Source organism: Pseudoalteromonas sp. PB2-1, from assembly GCF_045040605.1.
GTDB lineage: Bacteria > Pseudomonadota > Gammaproteobacteria > Enterobacterales > Alteromonadaceae > Pseudoalteromonas > Pseudoalteromonas arabiensis.
Window position 1 is genome coordinate 200,937 of sequence record NZ_CP090668.1, and the last position, 19,567, is coordinate 220,503.

Below are 19,567 nucleotides of genomic sequence, written 5' to 3' on the forward strand. Positions count from 1 at the left end.
TTGTTGTCTGTACCTTATTTATATTTTACGCTTTCTCGATTAATTTAACCATAGATTAACCTGTGTAACAATTGAACAAATGTCGATGTCAACCCAACAAAAAGTAATGCTTAACGATGTCATCGTTGACTTTGTGAGCCTGAAAATAAAAATACAGAACGAATGGGTTGATGTAGAGTCTAGGCAATTAGCCTTGTTGTCTTTGTTATTAAAAAAACAGGGCGAAGCTGTTTCACGAGAACAGATTATGGATGCGCTATGGGGAGATGTGATCGTCAGTGATAACTCGGTTAGTCAATTGGTCACTCAACTTCGAAAAAGCCTTCATGACAATAAGTCTCCACCGCAAATTATTAGAACGATTCCTCGCATCGGCTATCAGCTCATTGCCAATGTGAGTGAACCGCCAACACTGTTTGATAAGGCTCGTCAACATTCGCCAAAAAAGATGGCGTTGTTTGGGCTCACAGGTATTGTTGTAGGTGTAATTAGCACTTTATTTTTACAGTATTTATTCACGTCAAAGGGCAAACCGACAGAGTTTAATTACCGTGCTCGCGTAACATCTGCACCAGGCACTGAGGCTTTTTTACGTTACTCCCCAGATGGACGATATTTAGCCTTTAGTCAGTCAAACGAATTACAAAATCAGTTTGACTTAGCTGTATTCGATCAACAAAGCCAAACAGTTCATAATATTAAAAGCTCAGGTTATTCCGAAGAAGCACCGGTATGGTCACCGGATGGTCAGTGGTTGGCATATTATCGTTATGATCCGTTACGCTGTGATATTCGCATAATAGGTGTTAATAACGCGATTGAAACGTGGCGTTTGAGCCCAGAGTATACCTTAACACAGTGCCAGCCCAGTAGCGCTCCCACACGGCTCAAGTGGTATAAGCCAGATGCACTTTTTGGCATTGTTTGGCACGACAACCAGCCCCGTTTGATGAAATACACGCTGAGTTTGGGTGATAAAGTTAGAGTGCAAGATACAACCCTGATAGGGGAGTTTAAACCTCTCGCGTTTGATATAAGTGCCGAAGGAAAAATGCTGATTGTTGAAAAGCAGGGCATTTGGTACACACTAAGCGAAGTGAATTTGCATAACCTGAGTGAGCAGCGCATTGTTAGTCGTCAGCAGTATAAACAACAGCCCATCTATGGCGCGTTTTCAAAACATATTTGGTCAGTGGAAGATGAACTGATGCGCAGCACATTACAGGGGGGAAAACACTCATTACATAAACCTATGGGGTTTATTGCCAGTTTAGATGTAAACCCTGTTAATGGCGACGTTGCCCATGCAGAGGGGTTAGCGCAAATAAATGCCTATCAACTCAGTTTACATAAAGGCAGTGACGGAATAAGTGTTGATAAAACCACTCAGCTTGCCTCTTCAACCCGTATGGACTTCATGCCTACCGTATCAAGTAATGGTGAGCAGGTTGCATTTATTTCTGTACAGCGTCCTGGTGTCACTCGGTATTCTCAAGCAGAGATTTGGATTAAACATCAACGCCGAAAAGGAGCCAATCGAGTGGCTCAATTACCCAGCCATATTACGCCAAAATACCTGCAATTTTCGCCTAATGGCGATACATTATTGTTGCTAGATGAAAGACAAAATGTGCATTTAATAAATTCTTTTTCACGCCGATTGGTCCCCGTTATTTCAGGCTTTGAGCAATTGAATGCGGTTCGTTGGTCTGATGATAGCCAAACTATTTTTTATCAAGCAAAATCGCAGCAGGGGGAATGGCAAGATTGGCAGTATGATTTGCAACTGAGCAGTAACTCATTAAAGGCAAATAATGTGACACCCCGAAGGTTATCGCCAGCTCAGCCTCTGTGGCAATTGAATCCGTCTTACATTAACTATGAGCACACATTGCGTGTTTATCTGTCAGCAGCTTTAGAACAACATATTCCCTTATCACAACTGTTGCCATCACTTAGTTTATATAAGCCGGCGTTATTTGACGGAGGGATGTATTATATTCTTCGTGAAGGCCATCAGTTATCTTTGTATTGTTATGTTATTGCTTCACAAGAAAATATATTTATTAAAAAGCTAGGTGCTTATGGGTTAGACATAGGAGTTAGTTTGACAATGAGTAGCTCTGTGGATGGAGCGCAATTGGTGTTTAGTCAGGTTGATGGTATTGAAACTGATATTTTGTTACATCAAGTGGTTAATTAAGTACCGTTAAAAAGGCTGAAATGGCTTGAGTACTCCAGTTTCTGTCGCGTGCTTCATTAAGCGCAGCTTGTGCAGAGAACTTAGCTTGTTCGATTTGTTTTTGTTGTTGTTGGAGTTTGGCCTGTAGCAACAATAGTTGTGGATGGCTTTTATCTAGTTTTAATGCATCATCTAATGCCTGTTGAATATTAGCGGCGGGTTCGTTTAATTCAAAAAGAAGTGCTGCTAAATCGCGCTTAGCTCTAAAGTGGCCTTGTGCGGCTGCCGCAATTAACCATTTTCGTGCTTTGTTAGGCGCATAATCAACATACTGTTTGTTTAATAACTCACGACCAAGGCGATATTGAGCATTAGCAAAACCATTTTGCGCGGCTAATAAAACCCAATTTAAGCCTTTTTGTCTGTCTACTCGACCATAATCACCGCGCAGCAAATTAGCGCCTATTCGGTATTGAGAATTAGCGTAACCATTGCGAGCTGAGGTAAGTAATAACTCACTACTGGCGGTGTCTTTTTGCCAATGATATTTCAATAACTTACTCGCATTGTACTTATCAGAGCTTAACCAATTAGCAATATAGTATTGAACTAGCGCATTGCCTTGTTCGGCTGCATCTATTAGTTCACTTATTTCACTTTGGTAACTTTTTTGCTGACGCTGAAAACTTTGCTGGTATTGCTCACCTTTGAAGGTTGTAAAGTGATAAAGCAAAGAACGATTATAATATGCGTGCTCTATCTCGTTAGGCGCGTTATATTGCCAACGTTTGACGGCATTTATGAGAGGCTTGTCAAACGTATTTTTAGGGTAAGAGTCTACGAGTGTAATATCGCCAACAGCGCCGTTTTTATCAATATCAAACTCTAACCAAACCCAACCCTCTAAACCATTGTTGTAGGCGTGTTCGGGGTAGGTTGGTTCAACGGTATAGCTACGATACACACTTTGTTCATGCACAGGCTCTGCAGTTAGTTCTGGGCGCAGTTCTTGATCATACTTTTCATAACTAATATTCGTTAACAAGGCTGCGTATGCATCTTCAAATGCTTGGTGTTGTTGTTCACTTTGTTTGGCGATAAGCCTTGCAGTATCGCGTGCTTCTTCTAGGCCAAAATCTGCGGCTAAATTAAACCACGCATAGGCTTTGGCAGGGTTTTTCTCACGGCCTTGACCATGTAAATACATAACACCAATATTATATATCGCATCTACATTACCTAACTGAGCAAGCTCGTAAAACTGCTGCTGAGCTTTGTTATAATCGCCTTGATGATAAGCTAAGGTGGCATCGAGAAGATCGGCTTTTACACTACAAGATAAAAGAGCATAAGTGACCAGCCATGCAAATAGTTGCATGGTTCGAGTTGCACGTTTTGCATCTTTTGGGTGAGTGGTTATGAGCGACACTGGTAATTTATTTTAAGATTCTTAAAAGCTCTTTAGTCGTTGATTGTACTTGTTTTAGCCATGATTGCTAGAACAACACATGCTATTTAATCAATAAAAAAAGCGGTGAACAAAGTCCACCGCTCAAAGACCTCAGGGCATTGAGGCTCACCATCCATGGCGATAGTCGGATACCTGTGTTAGCAAGTGTGTCGACTAGAAATTGAAACGAACCCCAGCAGAAAAGCGACGCCCGTCAGCATATACGCCTGTAAGTGCTTGCTTAACGCCTTCCTCTTGATAGCTGAAGGTATGCTCATCTGTTAGGTTGGTTGCTTCGAAAACAGCGGTGATGTTTTCAGTGATATTAAAGTTAAAAGTGGCATCAACTTGGCCGTAATCATCTTGATAACCAGGCCATGCACGACCTGTGTCGTAACCAGTACGGAAGTTATAAGAAATTCGACCGCCAAAACGTTCAGTTTCGTAGTAAGTGCTGATGTTATACGTATGCTCAGAAATACCAGGAATAAGCACATCGTTGCCTTCTAAGTCTTTTGATTCTCCATCCACAAATGTGTAGTTAGCCGCGACCCCAAACCCTTCGGTTATTTCTGTTTGGAAACCAAGCTCTATTCCCTTTAATGTGCCTGACGGACCATTAATCGGACGGCTTATTTCAATTTCCACACCGTCAAATATTTCGGTTTGAGTGTTATTGCCTAAAGTAGACTGTAAATCTTTATAGAACAGAGCGGCTGAAAAAATGCCTGCATCAGCGAAATACCACTCGTAGCCAACATCAAATTGTGTTGCACGGTATGGGTCGATATTTGAGTTACCACCCGTACCTACACGAGTTTCTGTGTTATAGGTTGTGGCATTCGTCATCGCGGCGTAGTCTGGGCGCGTCATAACACGTGCAGCGCCAATACGAAGTAACATGTCGTCATTTAAGTCAATTGCTAAGTTTAAGCTTGGAAGAATATCAAAGTAACTGGTTTCTTCTTCTTGCCACACTTTAGCATCAGCAGGCCCTACATAAGCACCTGTGGTTTGTTTGGTTTCAACTAAACGCACACCCACATTACCACGCATACCTTCAACATCGATATCTGCTTTCACATAACCTGCGAAGATGTTTTCTTCTATTGCAAAGTTACTATCGAACAATAGGTTATATTGCCAATCGAGGGCATCACCATCACGGCGTACTTTTCCAAGATCCGTCATGGCATAATCACGCAATGTACCGCTTGATCCAATATCCGATAAGAAATCGCTTGGTGCAGGGTTTGAATAGTCGGCTAGGCTCCAGTTTAGATCTGTGCGAGTTTGTGACTGCAAGCGAACATTTTCACGCTTGTGATCACGGTATTTAACACCGAACTTAATTTTACTGAATACTGCAACATCAATTGCACGCTCAAAATCTGTTTGCGCATAGTATTCTTTATCGAGTGCATCATTTGAGTCATAACGTAAAAAGCCTAAATTCCATAAACTACCATCGGCAGGATCGTTGGCGTAACTTGTTTCAATACTTTCAGTGTTTGCCGCGTTGTAGCTATGTACAGTGTTACCTTCCCAGCCAACGCTTCGGTCTGTTTGAGTTCCTCCTGAACCTTCTGTTACACCAATGTGGTAAGACGATTTCCACATTTCGCCTTCATGAACCAGTTTAATATCGTATGAATTGGTTTTTAGCTCTGAATTACGAACTTTTGTTTCATCAAGAACATTATTTCCAGTTTCAGATAAACCAAAGGTACCAGCTTGGGCGAAGCGACCCACTTTGTCATGATCAACAACATCTAAAGACGTGTATTGTGAACCACCATAGCCAGGTAACCAAAGGAAGTTTTGGTTGGCATTATTGGCCTTCATGGTTGAATCAAGTGCATTGAAGGTAATATCAATATCGTCTGTTGGGCGGTATTGAAGTGTTAAATTGAAACCTGTTCTGATTCTTTCTTGGGTGAACATGGCTGAACCACCACCACCAGGTGTGTACACATCTTCAATAACAGAGCCATCTTCTAGGGTTACATCACGGTGTGTCCAACTCCATGCTTCAATACCATCGCGACGAAGATTACGTTTTTGTTTAAAAACAGAGACAAGTGCACCAAATGTTTCGTTGTCATTTTTCCAGCTGTAAAGGCCTGCAAGTTGTGGGTCTGTTTCGCCAGAAACCTCGCTGTGTTGCATCAGCACTGAGCCTGCTATTTTATTTGCTTCGAGATCGAGAGGTTTGCGTGTTCTAACAATTACTGTACCACCGATTGAACCTTCATCAATGTCGGCTTCAGGTGATTTATAGACTTCAAGACCAGATACTATTTCAGAAGGAAGCATCGTATAGTTAAAGCCCCTGCTTGCTGATGAATCAACCCACCAATCTGCAGAGCCAACCGCTTGGCCATTTAATAAAGTACGGTTTTGGTTTTCTGAGGTACCACGAATACTAATACGCTCACCTTCACCAAACGCACGACTCATTGATACACCCGTTATACGTTGTAGCGATTCGGCAACATTTTGATCAGGAAACTTACCAATATCTTCTGATGTAACGGCATCTACAATTGAGTTTGCATAGCGTTTTGTATTGAGTGATTTTACAACGCTGCCGCGAATACCGCGGACTTGAATAACTTCTACTTCATCGGTGGTAGCTTTATCTGCCTCATTAGCAAATACAGGTAAACTGATACCCGCACCCACCAATGACAAGCTGATAGCTAAACTTAATTTATTTTTGTTCAAGCTTAACATTGTCGTCGATCCCCTTGAATTCGAACTGTTGTCTTATCATTTGTGTTTGTACTTATGTGAATGCACATAACACTGAATTGTTGTCAAACTAACGCAACTTAATGGTTGCTTATTTTTCTTGCTCTGCTTTTAGGCAGCGCTGTCATTTTAAGTTTGAGAGGCTATTAAACGCTTTTAAATGCAAGGGAGTCTTGAATCTGAATGAAAAGTTGTGAAATGTTAAAAATAGATTAAATTAAATGGTATTTTAGTTTTATTTTATTGAATTTACGGTGCTTTTAATTTTTAAAAAGTTTCGTTTCTTTAATAAGTTAAATTTACTTATTAATTTTAAGGTAAAAATAAGCACACGATTCATAACTTATAGAGGAAAAAGTGTGCAAATGTTCGCTATTTGAACTCGCAATTATTAACAGTTCTTTATGAATGTGGCGCTTGTGAGTAAACATGTGCAGGTAGTTTGAAAAATAACAGCGCTGTGGCGATGCGAACAAACTTGCTTTAGGCACGTTTATCCGCATTTTAGTGAAGGCTACTAGGCACCTTGTCGCTTAATTAAGCAAAAGTGTTTTTTACCACGTTGGATTAGCCAATAGTGATCAAATAACCCAAAATCAAGCTCTTGATTATCTGAGGTTACTTTATTGCCATTGACACTAATGGCGTTACTGTCTATTAGCTCCCGCGCAATACGCTTTGATTTAGCTAAGCCTGCCTCTACTAATAACGCTAACACGTTTTGCGTTGCACTTGCTATGCAAGGCATACCATCGAGTTCTAATTGTTTTAGCTCACTTAAACTCAACTGCTGAACATGACCTGTAAATAAAGCGTGTGTTATGCGCTGTGCACTTTTAAGTCCTTTTTCACCATGAACAAAGCGTGTCATTTCTGCTGCGAGGATCAGCTGTGCTTCAGGTTTAGCTGTACTTGCTTTGTCTCGTTGTTCAATTGCATTAATGTCTTCACAGCTTAAAAAGGTGTAATAACGCAAAAGCGTGTAAACATCAGCATCGCTTGTTGATAACCAAAATTGGTAAAAAGCATAAGGAGACGTTTTTGTTGCATCAAGCCAAATCGCGCCTCCTTCTGTTTTTCCAAATTTAGTGCCATCTGATTTTGTAATTAACGGCAAGGTTAAGCCAAAGACTTGAGCGCTATTTTGCCTGCGAGTAAGATCAATGCCACTGACAATATTACCCCATTGATCGTTACCACCAATTTGTATACTACAACCATACTGACGATTTAGCTGTGCGTAGTCGTAAGCCTGTAGCAAAGAATAACTAAATTCAGTAAACGAAATACCTTGCTGAGCGCGGTGCAGACGTTGTTTTACTGACTCGCGGTTAATCATATTATTGACAGAAAAGTGCTTGCCTACATCACGGAAAAAAGTGATGACATCTATTTCCTTTATCCAATCAGCATTGTTAACCGTTAGTAAGGGTTTATCTAAATGAGGTGATAATAAATTTTGAATTTGGCTTGTTAATGCCTTAACCCAGTCAGTGACTATCTGCTCGCTATTTAAGTTGCGCTCATTAGCTTTGAAGCTCGGATCGCCAATCATACCTGTAGCGCCACCTATAAGCGCAATTGCTTGATGACCCGCGTCTTGAAAGCGCTTAAGCATAATAAGTGGTACTAAATGACCAATATGAAGGCTTCCCGCTGTTGGATCGAAACCACAGTACACAGTTTGAGGTGCATCATTGAGTTGCTGCTGCATCTGTTCGAGATTACTGGCTTGAGCAATTAGCCCGCGATCATTTAATTGTTGAATAAGTGTCATCTGTCTTGTCTTCATTTTTACTATCAGATTGACAGAGTACGAATAGACAACAGCGATTTGTATATCTCAAAAGGGACAGTTTTAGCTTTATTGCGTAATGAGGTGGTTTAAGAAAAGTTGGAAAAGTTCACTTAATGAAGCCACGTGTAACTTTGCATAGATGCGTTTTCGGTGGTTTTTAACAGTGCCTTCAGATACACCAAGCTGGGTTGCTATTTCTTGGCTATCAAGGCCTTGAATAATTAAGGTTACGATTTGTTTTTCACGTTTTGTAAGTAAGTGCTGACCAAAAGTGAATAGAGCACGCTTAATTAATTCGCGTTTTTTCTCAGTGTGAAGCGCAGGTTGCAATAAAGATTCAGCAAGAAGAAATTCTGCTTGTAGCCAATGTTGCTGACATAGTGACTGAATTAGACAGAAGTGTGACTTTAATGTGTTTATATCTTCACGAGTAAATACATGGTCTTTTTTGGTTTTACCTAAGTAAATAATGACCCAGCGCTCAGGCTCTATCTCAATAACGAGGCAAAGTTCATCTTGCCAACCTGTTTGTAAGTAAAAATGTGAGTAATCGGTTGAGGAGATTTTAGCTTTATTGTTAATGATATCTTTTAAAGAATGAACCCCTTGTTTTTTGTTGCTTAAAATCATCTGATAAAAGGGATCATCACGAAACGATGCCGTTAAGTAGCGCTCAAAAAGTAGCTCACGTGACTCTTTAATTGAGTCATACAAATAAATAGGATGTTTATTACCTCTTAAACCCGTTATAACAGCACAATCAAAATTTACAATATGATTGATAAAAGCCACTAACTTAGGCGTAAACGTGGCTGAATTAATTGCCGAAATGGAAGCGGCGAGTAACTGATTAAATGTTTTTTCTATCATGAGATTAAGAGGTAATAATGCGCTCGGTACATCATAACGCAGGGAGGAGTATTTTTAAAAGTGATGGGTTTTATGAGAGTGATGTGAGGTGTAAAAGTTTAAATAAGCTAATGTAATGGCTTATGTCCCCGATAAAGACCTATCTTATATAATCAAGGACGTATTATGAAGATTAATCCTGACGCTATGTTGTTTGACTTAAAACAAAGCAAAAGCAATCAACAAGTTAAATTAGCAACACCTGTCGATACTGAGCTTCGCTTAAATGATGAGTTAAGTAAGCTTGCAACAGATACTTTTCAAAAAAGCGCAACACCTGAAACAGAACCAATATACACAAAGCCTCTTACCATGAGTGCTAGCAAGATTGATTTGAGCAAAACAATTGATGAAGCGATGCGAGAAAAAGCGATTGCGTTAGGGGAGCTTTATTTGCCAGGTGGCAGTGTACCACAAGCTGTGGAGAAGATGTTGTCGCCTTATGACAGGTTGATGTCAGATATTAGTCAGCAGCAGCCAGCTTTAGCGGATAAAGATTGGGGAATTGCTATTAATCAATCTGGCAAATTAGAAGCAACGGGTGCGCTTACAGACAATGAAAAAGAATTTTTAGAAACCAAGCTAAACAACACAGAAGCTTTAGCATCGGCTATTAATGAATTTAAGTCTAGTTACCTAAAAAATATTGTGTTTGGAAACAAGGGGTGGGGCAGGTTTAATGTTACTGAAGAAAACTTTGCTGATGTGTTCGATTTCAAAGAGATGCTAGAAGCTTCAAGAAGTGATGAAGGCTTTAATAAGACATGGGGCTACAAAACCAGTTGGCTAAAGTTATATGACAATGTTTCAGCACAACTGAGCATGAATACAACACGGAAATAACCAAATTCTACGCTAATTCTTTAAAATTTGAATAAGCCTGGCTTTTCCCTGTTTGCCTTTAAATCTAGGTAAATCGTAAATACAAGGGCTTTAGTACCATTTATCAAGAGTAATGGTTGGGTGCTTACCGGTAAGATGAAATGATAGATTATTTTCTTAGTATTCTAATGATACTTTCAGCGACTCTATTTTTATTCTTAATGGTTTTGTTTATTTTAGCTCCAAAATACGCAGAGAAAGAGCTTTTCACTAGCTATTACAGTGGAACAGGTGCTATTTATAATGGTTTTAAGCTATTCAGAGCTAAATACTATCGAGAAGATAAAGTGTGGGTATGCAAAGCCATAAAATATTCATCTCTAGCAGTCGTAGGATTATTTATTCTTATGGCTTTTTTAATCAAGTTTGGTGTCAAAGTACAATAGCAGTTTAAGAAAGATATATTGAGCCTTGGAAACTTTAGCCTATAGATTATAACGGTTGATTAACTCGTCAATTTTTCTTCTCACTGGGGCGACTACATCTGATTGGTTTGCTAGTATGACGACAATGAATCCACTATCAAGATGAATATCTAAACGCGCATCAACCCCTAAATAGGCACCGCCGTGTCCTACTTTACGATTGTTAGGCTCGCCACTTACAGAAAAACCATAGCCATACCAAAAAGCAGAGTTATATTGTGTCTTCTCAGAGTAAGCGTCTTCGGTAAAAGCTTTACTGAGTAATTTAAACTCGGTTAGAGCCAGAGAAAAGTTATGTAAATCTTCGAGAGTAGAAAAACCGCCACCTGCGGGGCTGCCTTTAACTGCTCTGGTGTAACGGCTGTCTACCCACTGGTCGCTATACGATCTTTTTAAATAACCAGATGCTAAGTTATTTGTTACCGAATCAAGCTCGAAACTTCCTGAATTAGGCATATTTGCTTTATTGTAAATATTTTTTTGAACATATTCGTAATAGCTTTCGCCAGAGACTTTTTCGATAACTAAGCCAAGCATTAACATTCCCGAGTTACTATAGCGGTTTCGTGTACCTGGCTTGAATAGCAGTTCGCTCTTTGATATGAGTGGCTTGTATGCAGCTAGATCTCTGTATATTTCTTTATTACTTTGATTAAACTCGTCGTTAAAAAAGTTTCCTAACCCTGATGTATGTGTCATGAGCTGCCTGATAGTGATCAAATCAGCGTGTTTTTTTGGTAGCCAGCTCTTATCAACATACTGGATTAGCTTATCTTCAAATTTTAATTTCCCTTGCTCGATTAGCTGTAATGCCGCAATTGCAGTGAACATTTTGTTGATTGAGCCTAAGGCAAATCGTGTATCTATTTTATTTTTTTCATTCCATGTTCGATTTGCATAGCCAACAGCGTCTTGATAAATGATGTCACGACCTTTAGCGACTAAGACAGAGCCTGAAAAAGCATCTTTAGCAGCTAGGTTATTTATAAAGCTAGACAGTGCTTTTTTTAGTTCTTGCTTAGAAATCGGCTGTTTAGGTATTTCCTGCGATTCAGGGTCTTGTAATGTGAAATAATTAAATTTATGAGGAGGGTTCTCTTCTTTATTGATAATTAGGTTATATTTTAGCTTATTGTTGCTGGATATAACTTCGACTATTTCATTGTTACCTTCGGGTGGTAAAACCTTTATTAGCTTGAGCTTGCCATAGGTATTTTGGGAGTTTAGAAAGTCGCCTACATGCGCATCAATACCAAACCTTTCTATTACATTTTCAGACATATTATTAGAAACATAATCAATGACCTCAAGGCGCGGGCCTTCATTAAATACGTTGATGAATGTGGGAGCTAACGCTTTATTCGCTAATGAGGGGAGAGAATAAAGTAATGTGGTTATGATTAATAAAAACGTTTTCATTGAAATTCCTTTGCTGATGAAAAGACAGAGTGGAGATAGTGTTAGTTGTTTTATCTTCGTCCACTACTTTTATGCGGCAAGAACTAATTTTGGCGTTCATTAAGTGCAAAAACTGCTAGTTATTACCAATAATATGGAGATGCTAAATTAATGATTCATTGATGCTTTTTAAAAATCTATCTACGCGAACTTACTGCATACTATGCTGCTATTTAAACAGTGCCCCAAGTAAAGAAAAAATACCTTCAGCCATAATTGGCGTATCGGCGGAGTTTGCGTTATCTCTTTTTGTTTGGTAGTTGTTAAGCATCTTTCTAAGTGCTTTATGCTTGAACCAAACGCCTAGACAAGAAGGGCAGTAGCTAAGATTATTCGTTGAACGTAAAGCGCCACAATTCATGGGACATTGGTTGTTGCTCGTTTGGCTTTTAGAGATTGATAATGCACTAAAAAAATCTTTTGGATCAAATTCTTTAGTGAATTTAATGGATTGAACGTAACTTTTGGGTAGCCAGGCTCCTTTGCATGATGCACATCCATAACCCGTATGCGCTTCAGCTTCATCAGCTTTTAATGGTTGACCATCCTCAGGACATTTCATTTTTAACTCCTTACCAATTGTTTATCGCTGTTTCATAAATGCGACAGCGAGCCCTGAAGAAACAAACGTGACCCCAGCCCCAATATTTAGCCCTGAGACTAGCTTGGGTTTATCTTTCAACCATTTAAAGAGTTGCGATGAAAAAACACCCATCAGGCTAAAGCCAATTGCTGTTAATATCGCAAACCAAACTCCATAACCAATCATTTGAATCGTTACTGAACCCAAGTTAGGGTTCACAAACTGGGGTACAAATGCCAGAACAAAGATCCCAGGTTTGGGGTTTAATGCAGCTGAAAGAAAGCCGGTAGAAAAGATAGTTGTTAGAGATTGCTTCTTAGCAGGCTCTAATGAAAAGAGGTTTTTCGTACGTAGCACTTTTACACCTAACCAAATTAGGTAAGCGGCACCAACTAGTTTTACGGCATAAAATGCGACTTCAGAGGTTTGAATTAACAGCGTCAGGCCAAAAGTAGCGGCAATAACATGAAATAAAATACCCGCACCAGAAGACACTCCCGACATAACCGCCGCCATTCGACCTTGACTTAATCCTCGTCCAATCGCGAGTAAATTATCTGGCCCAGGAGAGATAACGAGCAATAAGCAAGCAAGTGTATAAGTTACAAAAACCTCGATTGGGAACATGAAACCTCCTTGTTACATGGCAAATAAAGCAAATAACTATATCTTTAAAGACGATGTGTACTTTATTTATACTTTCATTGAATGCTGCTTTTGTAAACTAGTAATATGGACTAATGTAAAGAAGCACTCGATAGGGGAAAGAATTTTTAACCTTTATTCGTATTGATATTGATGAGTTGTTTTTGGCAAAAAGCCCTAGGGAACCCAGGGCTCAATAGTGTTACAAGCTCTTTTTCGGTGGCAACGCAACGTTTGCGAATATAAGGCCTGCCACGAGCGACATGAAGATCAAAAAGGTTTGTTGACCTATGTGATCAGCATATACGAAATCTTGACCCTCAATTAATGAGTTAAGACCAATATAAGTTTTACTGCCCGGAACCAATACAATTAAGCCTTGCATAGCAACAATAGAAGCAGGCGCATTTGCTACACGGTTAAATAAATTACTAAACACACCCACAGCAAGTGCACCCACAAAAGTACCTAATGTGTAATCTAGGTACATTGCCGAGCCGATACTGGTTCCATAAGCAATGAAGCCAGAGGCAATAGACCAAACGGCATGTTTAATTTTAGTTCTAAAAATGACAATTAGGCTGCTACACAGCATAAAAATAGCCAGCCATGCTGTCCACTTGGGTAATGGCTCAGGTTGTATAAAGTCTGTTTGTCCAAAGAGGGCAAAGCCAATTCCAATCCCTATAAAAGCACCAAAATAAAGCTTAAATAACAGCATAAAGGAGTCCATCACCCTTGCTGTACCAGATACTAAGTGTCTTGCTGCAAGTTCAGCGAGCCCAAGGGCAAGGGCAAGCCCAGGTATAAACACAATAATGGCAGAAAGCACCACTAAGCGTATGTTTATTTCGGCATCAAGATAGACACTAATTGCACAGGCTAAAATTGCTGAAACGATTGCGACTAATGGTTCGAGCATATGAGCGACACGTTTAGAACGTGTTGACCAAAGTACAAATAAATAAACAATGAGCGTGAGTAATGCTGACCAAAATACGTCATTCCAGCTGGTGCCCATTAACATTGCAAATGCACCGCCAGAGGTTGCAAACGCGACACCTGTGGTAAATTTGTTGTACGGATTAGGCATGGTGTAAATAATGTCGAGCTGTTTATCAACCTCTTGTAATGTTAACTCGCCATTGAGCATTTTGTTTACTAAGTCATCGGTATCAGCCAGCGAGCCTAAATCGTGATCGCCAGGATCTACACGTGCAACATGGGTGTATTCTTCTTCGTGGCCGTCTGTCCAGATCACAAAAGTAACGGATGTGGGCGACATAACAAAGGAAGACTTGAGTCCAAGGTATGTAGCAACTTCCATTAGGTGCGCTTCAAGTCGGTAAGCAGGTGTGCCATATTTATGGAGCATTTTACCCAGCTTAACGATAAATTTTCGTTTTTCAGTAAACGTTGCGTTTTTCAAAGGTGTTTTGAACCAAAGGTTAAATTGTTCAGTTAAGGATAGACCAAATTTCAATAAGATATAGTCATTGCTAAAGACAATATCGGTTAAATTTTCCAGCGCGATTTTAGCGGCAAACGCCGCTATGTCTAGTAATATTTAAGAGGAATTTACTTATTTTTTGCCTCAATCCATTGCGCCATATATTGTGTTGAACGCATAGTGTGATGTTTCAGCATTTGCCCCGTGAAATTTGCTTGCCTATGGCTAATAAGAGATTCACTCACGGCCTTTATTTTAGCGATTAGTTGGGTTTGAAGCTTTGATTTATCATAATATTTTTGCAGTAACTGTTGCCCATGTTGTTGGGCTTGAGTAAATTGCGCTTCGCTTTTGTAAAGTGCAACCGCTGCGTCGGCAAACTGCTCGGTACTTTCGCATAGGGCACCCGGCCAAGGTTCATCTTTGTGCATGCCTTCACTGCCAATTGGGGTAGTGACACTCGGTGTTTGCATAATCATCGCTTCAAGTAATTTACCCTTGATCCCAGCCCCAAAACGCAGTGGCGATAAGCACACCCTAGCTTCTTCCATTACTCTAAAGGCATCTTCAGCCCAGCCTTTAATTAAAAAGCCTGTTTTTGGATTATTAAGTGCCGTGGCTTTGGGTGGTGGATAAGAGCCGTAAATATGTAATTCGGCATCAGGCAATTGTTTTCGAATAAGCGGCCAAATTTGTTGTAAGTACAAAACAGCATCCCAATTTGGCGCATGACGAAAATTACCTATCGTCATAAAATGTTTGCGCTCACTGAATGACTTAGTGGCTTGGGGCAATGCTGTTAAGTCAACTAAAAAGGGGAGGTGGTGAAGCAAAGCTGCATCAACGTTGAATACGTCATTCAGTAACTGGATTTCAAAGTGTGAAATGATCAAACTAATGTCAGAGCGCAAAATGGCGGCAATCTCACGTTTTGCAATATCGCTGTGTAAATCTGCCGTGGTAAACTCGCGCCCTGCTTTATGTGCTTCGTGGCGGGCGTTTCTTAAACATTGAAGGTCTTCAGTGTCGAGAATTTTCAGGGCGTTAGGGCAGTATTTATCAACACGCCAGCCAAATTGTTCTTCCATCATAAAACGGTCAAACATCACAATATCGGGATTGTAAGACTGCACATAGTCATCAAAACTTGAGCAATTTAGTGCAATAACCTGTGTGCTAATGCCATCATCACTGAGGTCGACCATGTGTTCTGTTTTTTGTGCAGGGCTTGCAAATTCAACCTGCCAACCTTCACTGCGAAAAGCCCGCAATAATGACATCATATGCGTGCCGGCTGCAGAGGAGTTTGGCTCAGGCCACACATAGCCGATCACTAACACTTTTTTCATTTACTTGAGTCTCTTATTTGTAGGTTGACGTCCACCAAGGTTCGAACAGGGGGAGTCGACTGATTGAGCAATTCGTTGAGTACTTGGCAGGTTCTTTTGCCTATTTCATCGGCATTGATAGCAATGGTTGATAAAGAGGGGAGCATCAAGCGTGAGTCTTCAAGATCGTCAAAGCCAACGACCTTGATGTCTTTTCCAGGCTCAAGGCCATGTTGGCGCATTGCCTCAATAACGCCGTAAGCGATCACGTCATTAAAACAAATAATTGCTTGCGTACTGGGTGCCTGCGTAATCAATTTATCGAATGCTTCGCGTCCACCTTGGCGATTGGTGTGGGCTTCAATGACGCATTTTTCATCATGAATGTTAAATTGTTTTAAAGCCGATAAAAAGCCGCTTAATCGTTCATGGTAATCAGATATTTCACTAGTACCACCTAAAAAAGCAATGTCATCAATACCCTGTGACAGAATATGGGAGGTGGCTACATGCGTGCCTTTTTTATTATCCGGCAGAATACAAGGGGCTGCCGAAAATGGGATTTCACGCATAATATTAATAACAGGAAACCCGCTTTCTATTAGCTCATCTTGCCAGCTTTGCTCAGTGCCCGGAGCCGGACACATTATAAAGGCAGCGACATTGTATTCTTTTAATGTTTTTACAACCTGTTTTTGCCTTTCAACATCCTCAGCAATGTTAACCAACATAGGCAACATACCTAAAGCTAAAATATGCTTTTCAAGGCCCACTGCCAGTTGCGCAGAATAGGGGTTCGTTAAGTCATTAATGACAAGGGCAACCAAGTTTGAGCGTTTACTTCTCAGTGCCGCTGCATCACGATTGTATACATACCCCAGCTTTTCAATTGCGCTAAGTACTTTATCCTTACTTTTTTTACTGACCTTATCACTGTTTGTTAGGACTAAAGACACGGTAGATTTGGATACTTGAGCTTCTTTAGCAACATCCCAAATCGTGACTTTGCCTGTTTTTTTAATCATTATATTTAGCGAGAAGTAGTGAAAAGAGTACGCTTATTTTAGCGTAATTTTCAGGTTTAAGTCACTGATTGGCAGCTAAAAGAGTCGAAACTCTTTATGAATTACCCTAAACTGTCTAGATTATCGAGAATAAAAACGAAAAAGGAACCGATATGAAAGCATTTAAATTGCTTTTTGCGCTAGTTATTGGCGTATCCGTGAGTACTTCAAGTTTTGCCAACGAAGGATACCAAACCCCGTCACCAGCTCTTGCGGCTGTTGTTGATGCCAAGTTAGCGCCCAGTAGCTACCTATCAAATGATGGTCAGTGGTTGGCGTTATTCGATAGGAAACGCATTGAAACATTACAAGACCTGTCAAAAGAGGAGCTTAAGTTAGCGGGTATAAAACTTAACCCTGCTAATTTCTCACGTTCTCGAGAGCGAACAAAATTTACAAACATTGTTCTAAAGCATGTTGAAACAGGCACCGAAATAGAGGTAACAGGATTACCTCAAGGCATTATTCGCGCGCCAAGTTGGTCTAGCGATAGTCAGTATTTAGCGTTCGTTGTAGAACAAGCGTCCGCTGCAAACTTATGGGTTTATAATGTCAGTACTAAACAAGCAAGGCAGTTAAGTGACACTGCTTTAAACTCAGTGCTTACTCGTTCGCCCTACAGTTGGCTACCTGATAGCAGCGCTTTGCTTGCTAATGCAGCCGTTAATTTAGGCAAAGCACGCCTTTCGAATGACACAACGGGGGCAGTACCCGTTATTCAACAAAGTAGCGGTGAAAAAGCCCCTGTGCGTACGTATCAAAATTTACTTAGTAGCCCATTTGATGAGGCGCAATTTAAGTTTTATGGACAAAGCCAACTTACCTATATTCCGCTTAGTGGTCAGGCACAGCCGATTGGCCAACCAGGCTTAATTAAATCATTTTCAGTCTCACCTGATTCAACCAATATTTTAGTAGGCATGATTGATGAGCCATTCTCATATCAAGTTCCTTACAGCCGGTTTGCAGCCACATGGCAAATATGGGGTATGCGAGGGTATACCTTAGCTGAACTTGCTAAGCAGCCGCTAGCAGACAACATCCCACAAGGTTATGACAGTGTTCGTACCGGTCCTCGTGAGTTTCAATGGCGTGCAGATCAAGGTGCAGAAGTTATTTGGGCACAGGCGCAAGATGGCGGCAATATGAAAACAGACGTGCCTCATCATGACTATCTTTATAGCTTGCGTGCACCGTTTAAACGTGACCCAAAATTATTTGCTAAAGTCGAACGTCGCTTTGATTCAATAGAGTGGGGCAATAATAATGTTGCACTGTTATCTGAATGGCGCTTTAGTGATAGGCAGTTACGCACATACGTTATTCAGCCGCGCAATGCTGATCGAAATCGCGTGTTATTTTCAGAGCGCAGCTATAACGATGCTTATAAGGATCCAGGTAAACCCATTTATGAGCGAAACGATCTCGGTGTAAGTGTTATCAAAGTCGTTGGCGGGCGTTATATTTTCTTACGTGGTAATGGGGCATCAGAACAGGGTAATATCCCATTTTTAGATCGCTATGATGTAAAAACGAACTCAAAAACGCGTATTTGGCAATCGGCTGCACCTTATTATGAACGTATTCGTGCGATGCTGGATGATGAAGGTGAGCGACTCATTACCATTAGAGAATCTAAAACCGAGCAACCTAACTTTTTTATCCGTGATTTAGGCGACGATACGCTGACACAACTAACGACGTTTGAGCATCCTTACCCTGAGTTTAAAGGGGTAACAAAAGAGCTTATTCGTTATCAGCGTGATGATGGTGTTGAGCTAAGCGGTACTTTATACCTGCCACCAGGCTATGATAAAACCCAAGGCACATTACCTGTATTAATGTGGGCTTATCCGCTTGAATATAAAGATAAAGCGGTTGCTTCACAGGTACGCGAGTCTCCTTATCAATTTACCTATATTGGTTATTGGGGGCCAATGCCTTACCTTGCAAAAGGGATTGCGGTATTTGACGACCCGAAAATGCCAATTGTGGGTGTTGATGGCAAAGAGCCTAATGATTTATTTCGTAAACAGCTGGTGGCAAGTGCTAAAGCTGCGGTTGATGTGTTAGTTGAAAGGGGCATCGCAGATAAAGATAACATTGCCATTGCTGGTCACTCTTATGGTGCTTTCATGGTGGCAAACTTATTAGCTCATAGTGATTTATTCAAAACAGGTATTGCTCGCAGTGGTGCTTATAACCGCACCTTAACGCCATTTGGTTTCCAAGGTGAGGAGCGTGATTTTTGGCAAGCCCAAGATGTGTATGCGGCTATGTCACCGTTTTTCCATGCTGAGAAAATCAATGAGCCAATGCTAATGATCCACGGTCAAGAAGATCCAAACTCAGGTACATTCCCGATGCAAAGCGAGCGTATGTACGCGGCATTAAAAGGCCTTGGTAAAGAAGCCCGCTTAGTGATGCTGCCGTATGAGGCTCATGGCTACCGCGCTCGTAAGAGCCTATTGCATGTGCTGTGGGAGCAAGAGCAATGGCTTGATAAATACTTACTAAGTGAAGAAGAGCCTGCAGAGCCAGCTGCCGCTGAAAGTGTCACTCAGTAATTAGTTAAATGTTTATATTAAAAATCCCCGCCCTCGAAGCGGGGATTTTTGTATTTATGGTTGTAAAGTTTC

14 protein-coding genes are annotated in these 19,567 nt (G+C 40.6%); 4 read left to right on the forward strand and 10 right to left on the reverse strand.

Annotation, left to right across the window (positions count from 1 at the left end; all coding sequences use genetic code 11):
* Positions 1 to 85 precede the first annotated feature (85 nt).
* Positions 86 to 2,203, forward strand: coding sequence for a winged helix-turn-helix domain-containing protein (locus tag L0Z67_RS17860; RefSeq protein WP_392353650.1), 2,118 nt, complete (start codon positions 86 to 88; stop codon positions 2,201 to 2,203).
* On the opposite strand, the gene L0Z67_RS17865 is transcribed toward L0Z67_RS17860, so the two are convergent.
* From L0Z67_RS17865 to L0Z67_RS17880, 4 genes are all read right to left on the reverse strand, one after another.
* A complete protein-coding gene (locus L0Z67_RS17865) occupies positions 2,196 to 3,611 on the reverse strand; it encodes a TonB family protein (protein WP_245219875.1) in 1,416 nt (471 codons plus the stop codon). The two genes, L0Z67_RS17860 and L0Z67_RS17865, sit on opposite strands and share 8 nt — an antisense overlap.
* Before the next feature lie 195 nt (positions 3,612 to 3,806).
* Complete coding sequence (locus tag L0Z67_RS17870; protein WP_392353652.1) at positions 3,807 to 6,368, reverse strand: TonB-dependent receptor; 2,562 nt, start codon at positions 6,366 to 6,368, stop codon at positions 3,807 to 3,809.
* A gap of 535 nt (positions 6,369 to 6,903) precedes the next feature.
* Positions 6,904 to 8,163: a tyrosine--tRNA ligase gene (gene tyrS, locus L0Z67_RS17875; RefSeq protein ID WP_237115388.1), complete on the reverse strand. Its 1,260-nt coding sequence runs from the start codon at positions 8,161 to 8,163 to the stop codon at positions 6,904 to 6,906.
* Between the two features lie 87 nt (positions 8,164 to 8,250).
* A complete protein-coding gene (locus L0Z67_RS17880) occupies positions 8,251 to 9,054 on the reverse strand; it encodes a response regulator transcription factor (protein ID WP_392353654.1) in 804 nt (267 codons plus the stop codon).
* 165 nt (positions 9,055 to 9,219) lie between these two features.
* On the opposite strand from L0Z67_RS17880, the gene L0Z67_RS17885 reads away from it, so the two are divergent.
* The gene (locus L0Z67_RS17885; protein ID WP_392353656.1) at positions 9,220 to 9,936 is read left to right on the forward strand and encodes a hypothetical protein; all 717 of its coding nucleotides are present in this window, start codon (positions 9,220 to 9,222) and stop codon (positions 9,934 to 9,936) included.
* A 167-nt stretch (positions 9,937 to 10,103) separates the two neighbouring features.
* The gene (locus L0Z67_RS17890; protein WP_392353657.1) at positions 10,104 to 10,361 is read left to right on the forward strand and encodes a hypothetical protein; all 258 of its coding nucleotides are present in this window, start codon (positions 10,104 to 10,106) and stop codon (positions 10,359 to 10,361) included.
* Between the two features lie 39 nt (positions 10,362 to 10,400).
* Here the strand turns inward: L0Z67_RS17890 and L0Z67_RS17895 are convergent, their stop codons facing one another.
* The 6 genes from L0Z67_RS17895 to L0Z67_RS17920 form a co-directional block, all read right to left on the reverse strand.
* The gene (locus tag L0Z67_RS17895; protein ID WP_392353659.1) at positions 10,401 to 11,819 is read right to left on the reverse strand and encodes a serine hydrolase domain-containing protein; all 1,419 of its coding nucleotides are present in this window, start codon (positions 11,817 to 11,819) and stop codon (positions 10,401 to 10,403) included.
* A gap of 208 nt (positions 11,820 to 12,027) precedes the next feature.
* Entirely contained in the window at positions 12,028 to 12,420 is a 393-nt protein-coding gene (locus L0Z67_RS17900; RefSeq protein ID WP_062567594.1) for a hypothetical protein, read from the reverse strand.
* A gap of 21 nt (positions 12,421 to 12,441) precedes the next feature.
* Positions 12,442 to 13,068, reverse strand: a complete 627-nt coding sequence (locus tag L0Z67_RS17905) for a LysE family translocator (protein ID WP_062567593.1) — start codon at positions 13,066 to 13,068, stop codon at positions 12,442 to 12,444.
* Positions 13,069 to 13,288: 220 nt separating this feature from the next.
* Positions 13,289 to 14,515 (reverse strand): threonine/serine exporter ThrE family protein, encoded by a 1,227-nt coding sequence (locus tag L0Z67_RS17910; protein ID WP_083515266.1) that lies wholly within the window; start codon positions 14,513 to 14,515, stop codon positions 13,289 to 13,291.
* A 149-nt stretch (positions 14,516 to 14,664) separates the two neighbouring features.
* Positions 14,665 to 15,885 carry a glycosyltransferase gene (locus L0Z67_RS17915; protein ID WP_392353662.1) on the reverse strand — a complete coding sequence of 407 codons (1,221 nt, stop codon included), beginning with the start codon at positions 15,883 to 15,885 and terminating at the stop codon, positions 14,665 to 14,667.
* The gene (locus tag L0Z67_RS17920) at positions 15,882 to 16,889 is read right to left on the reverse strand and encodes a LacI family DNA-binding transcriptional regulator (protein ID WP_237127322.1); all 1,008 of its coding nucleotides are present in this window, start codon (positions 16,887 to 16,889) and stop codon (positions 15,882 to 15,884) included. The genes L0Z67_RS17915 and L0Z67_RS17920 overlap by 4 nt, the downstream gene beginning before the upstream one ends.
* A 152-nt stretch (positions 16,890 to 17,041) precedes the next feature.
* Here L0Z67_RS17920 and L0Z67_RS17925 point away from each other — a divergent pair, with 152 nt between their 5' ends.
* Positions 17,042 to 19,495: a S9 family peptidase gene (locus L0Z67_RS17925; protein ID WP_392353667.1), complete on the forward strand. Its 2,454-nt coding sequence runs from the start codon at positions 17,042 to 17,044 to the stop codon at positions 19,493 to 19,495.
* The last annotated feature ends 72 nt before the right edge of the window (positions 19,496 to 19,567 follow it).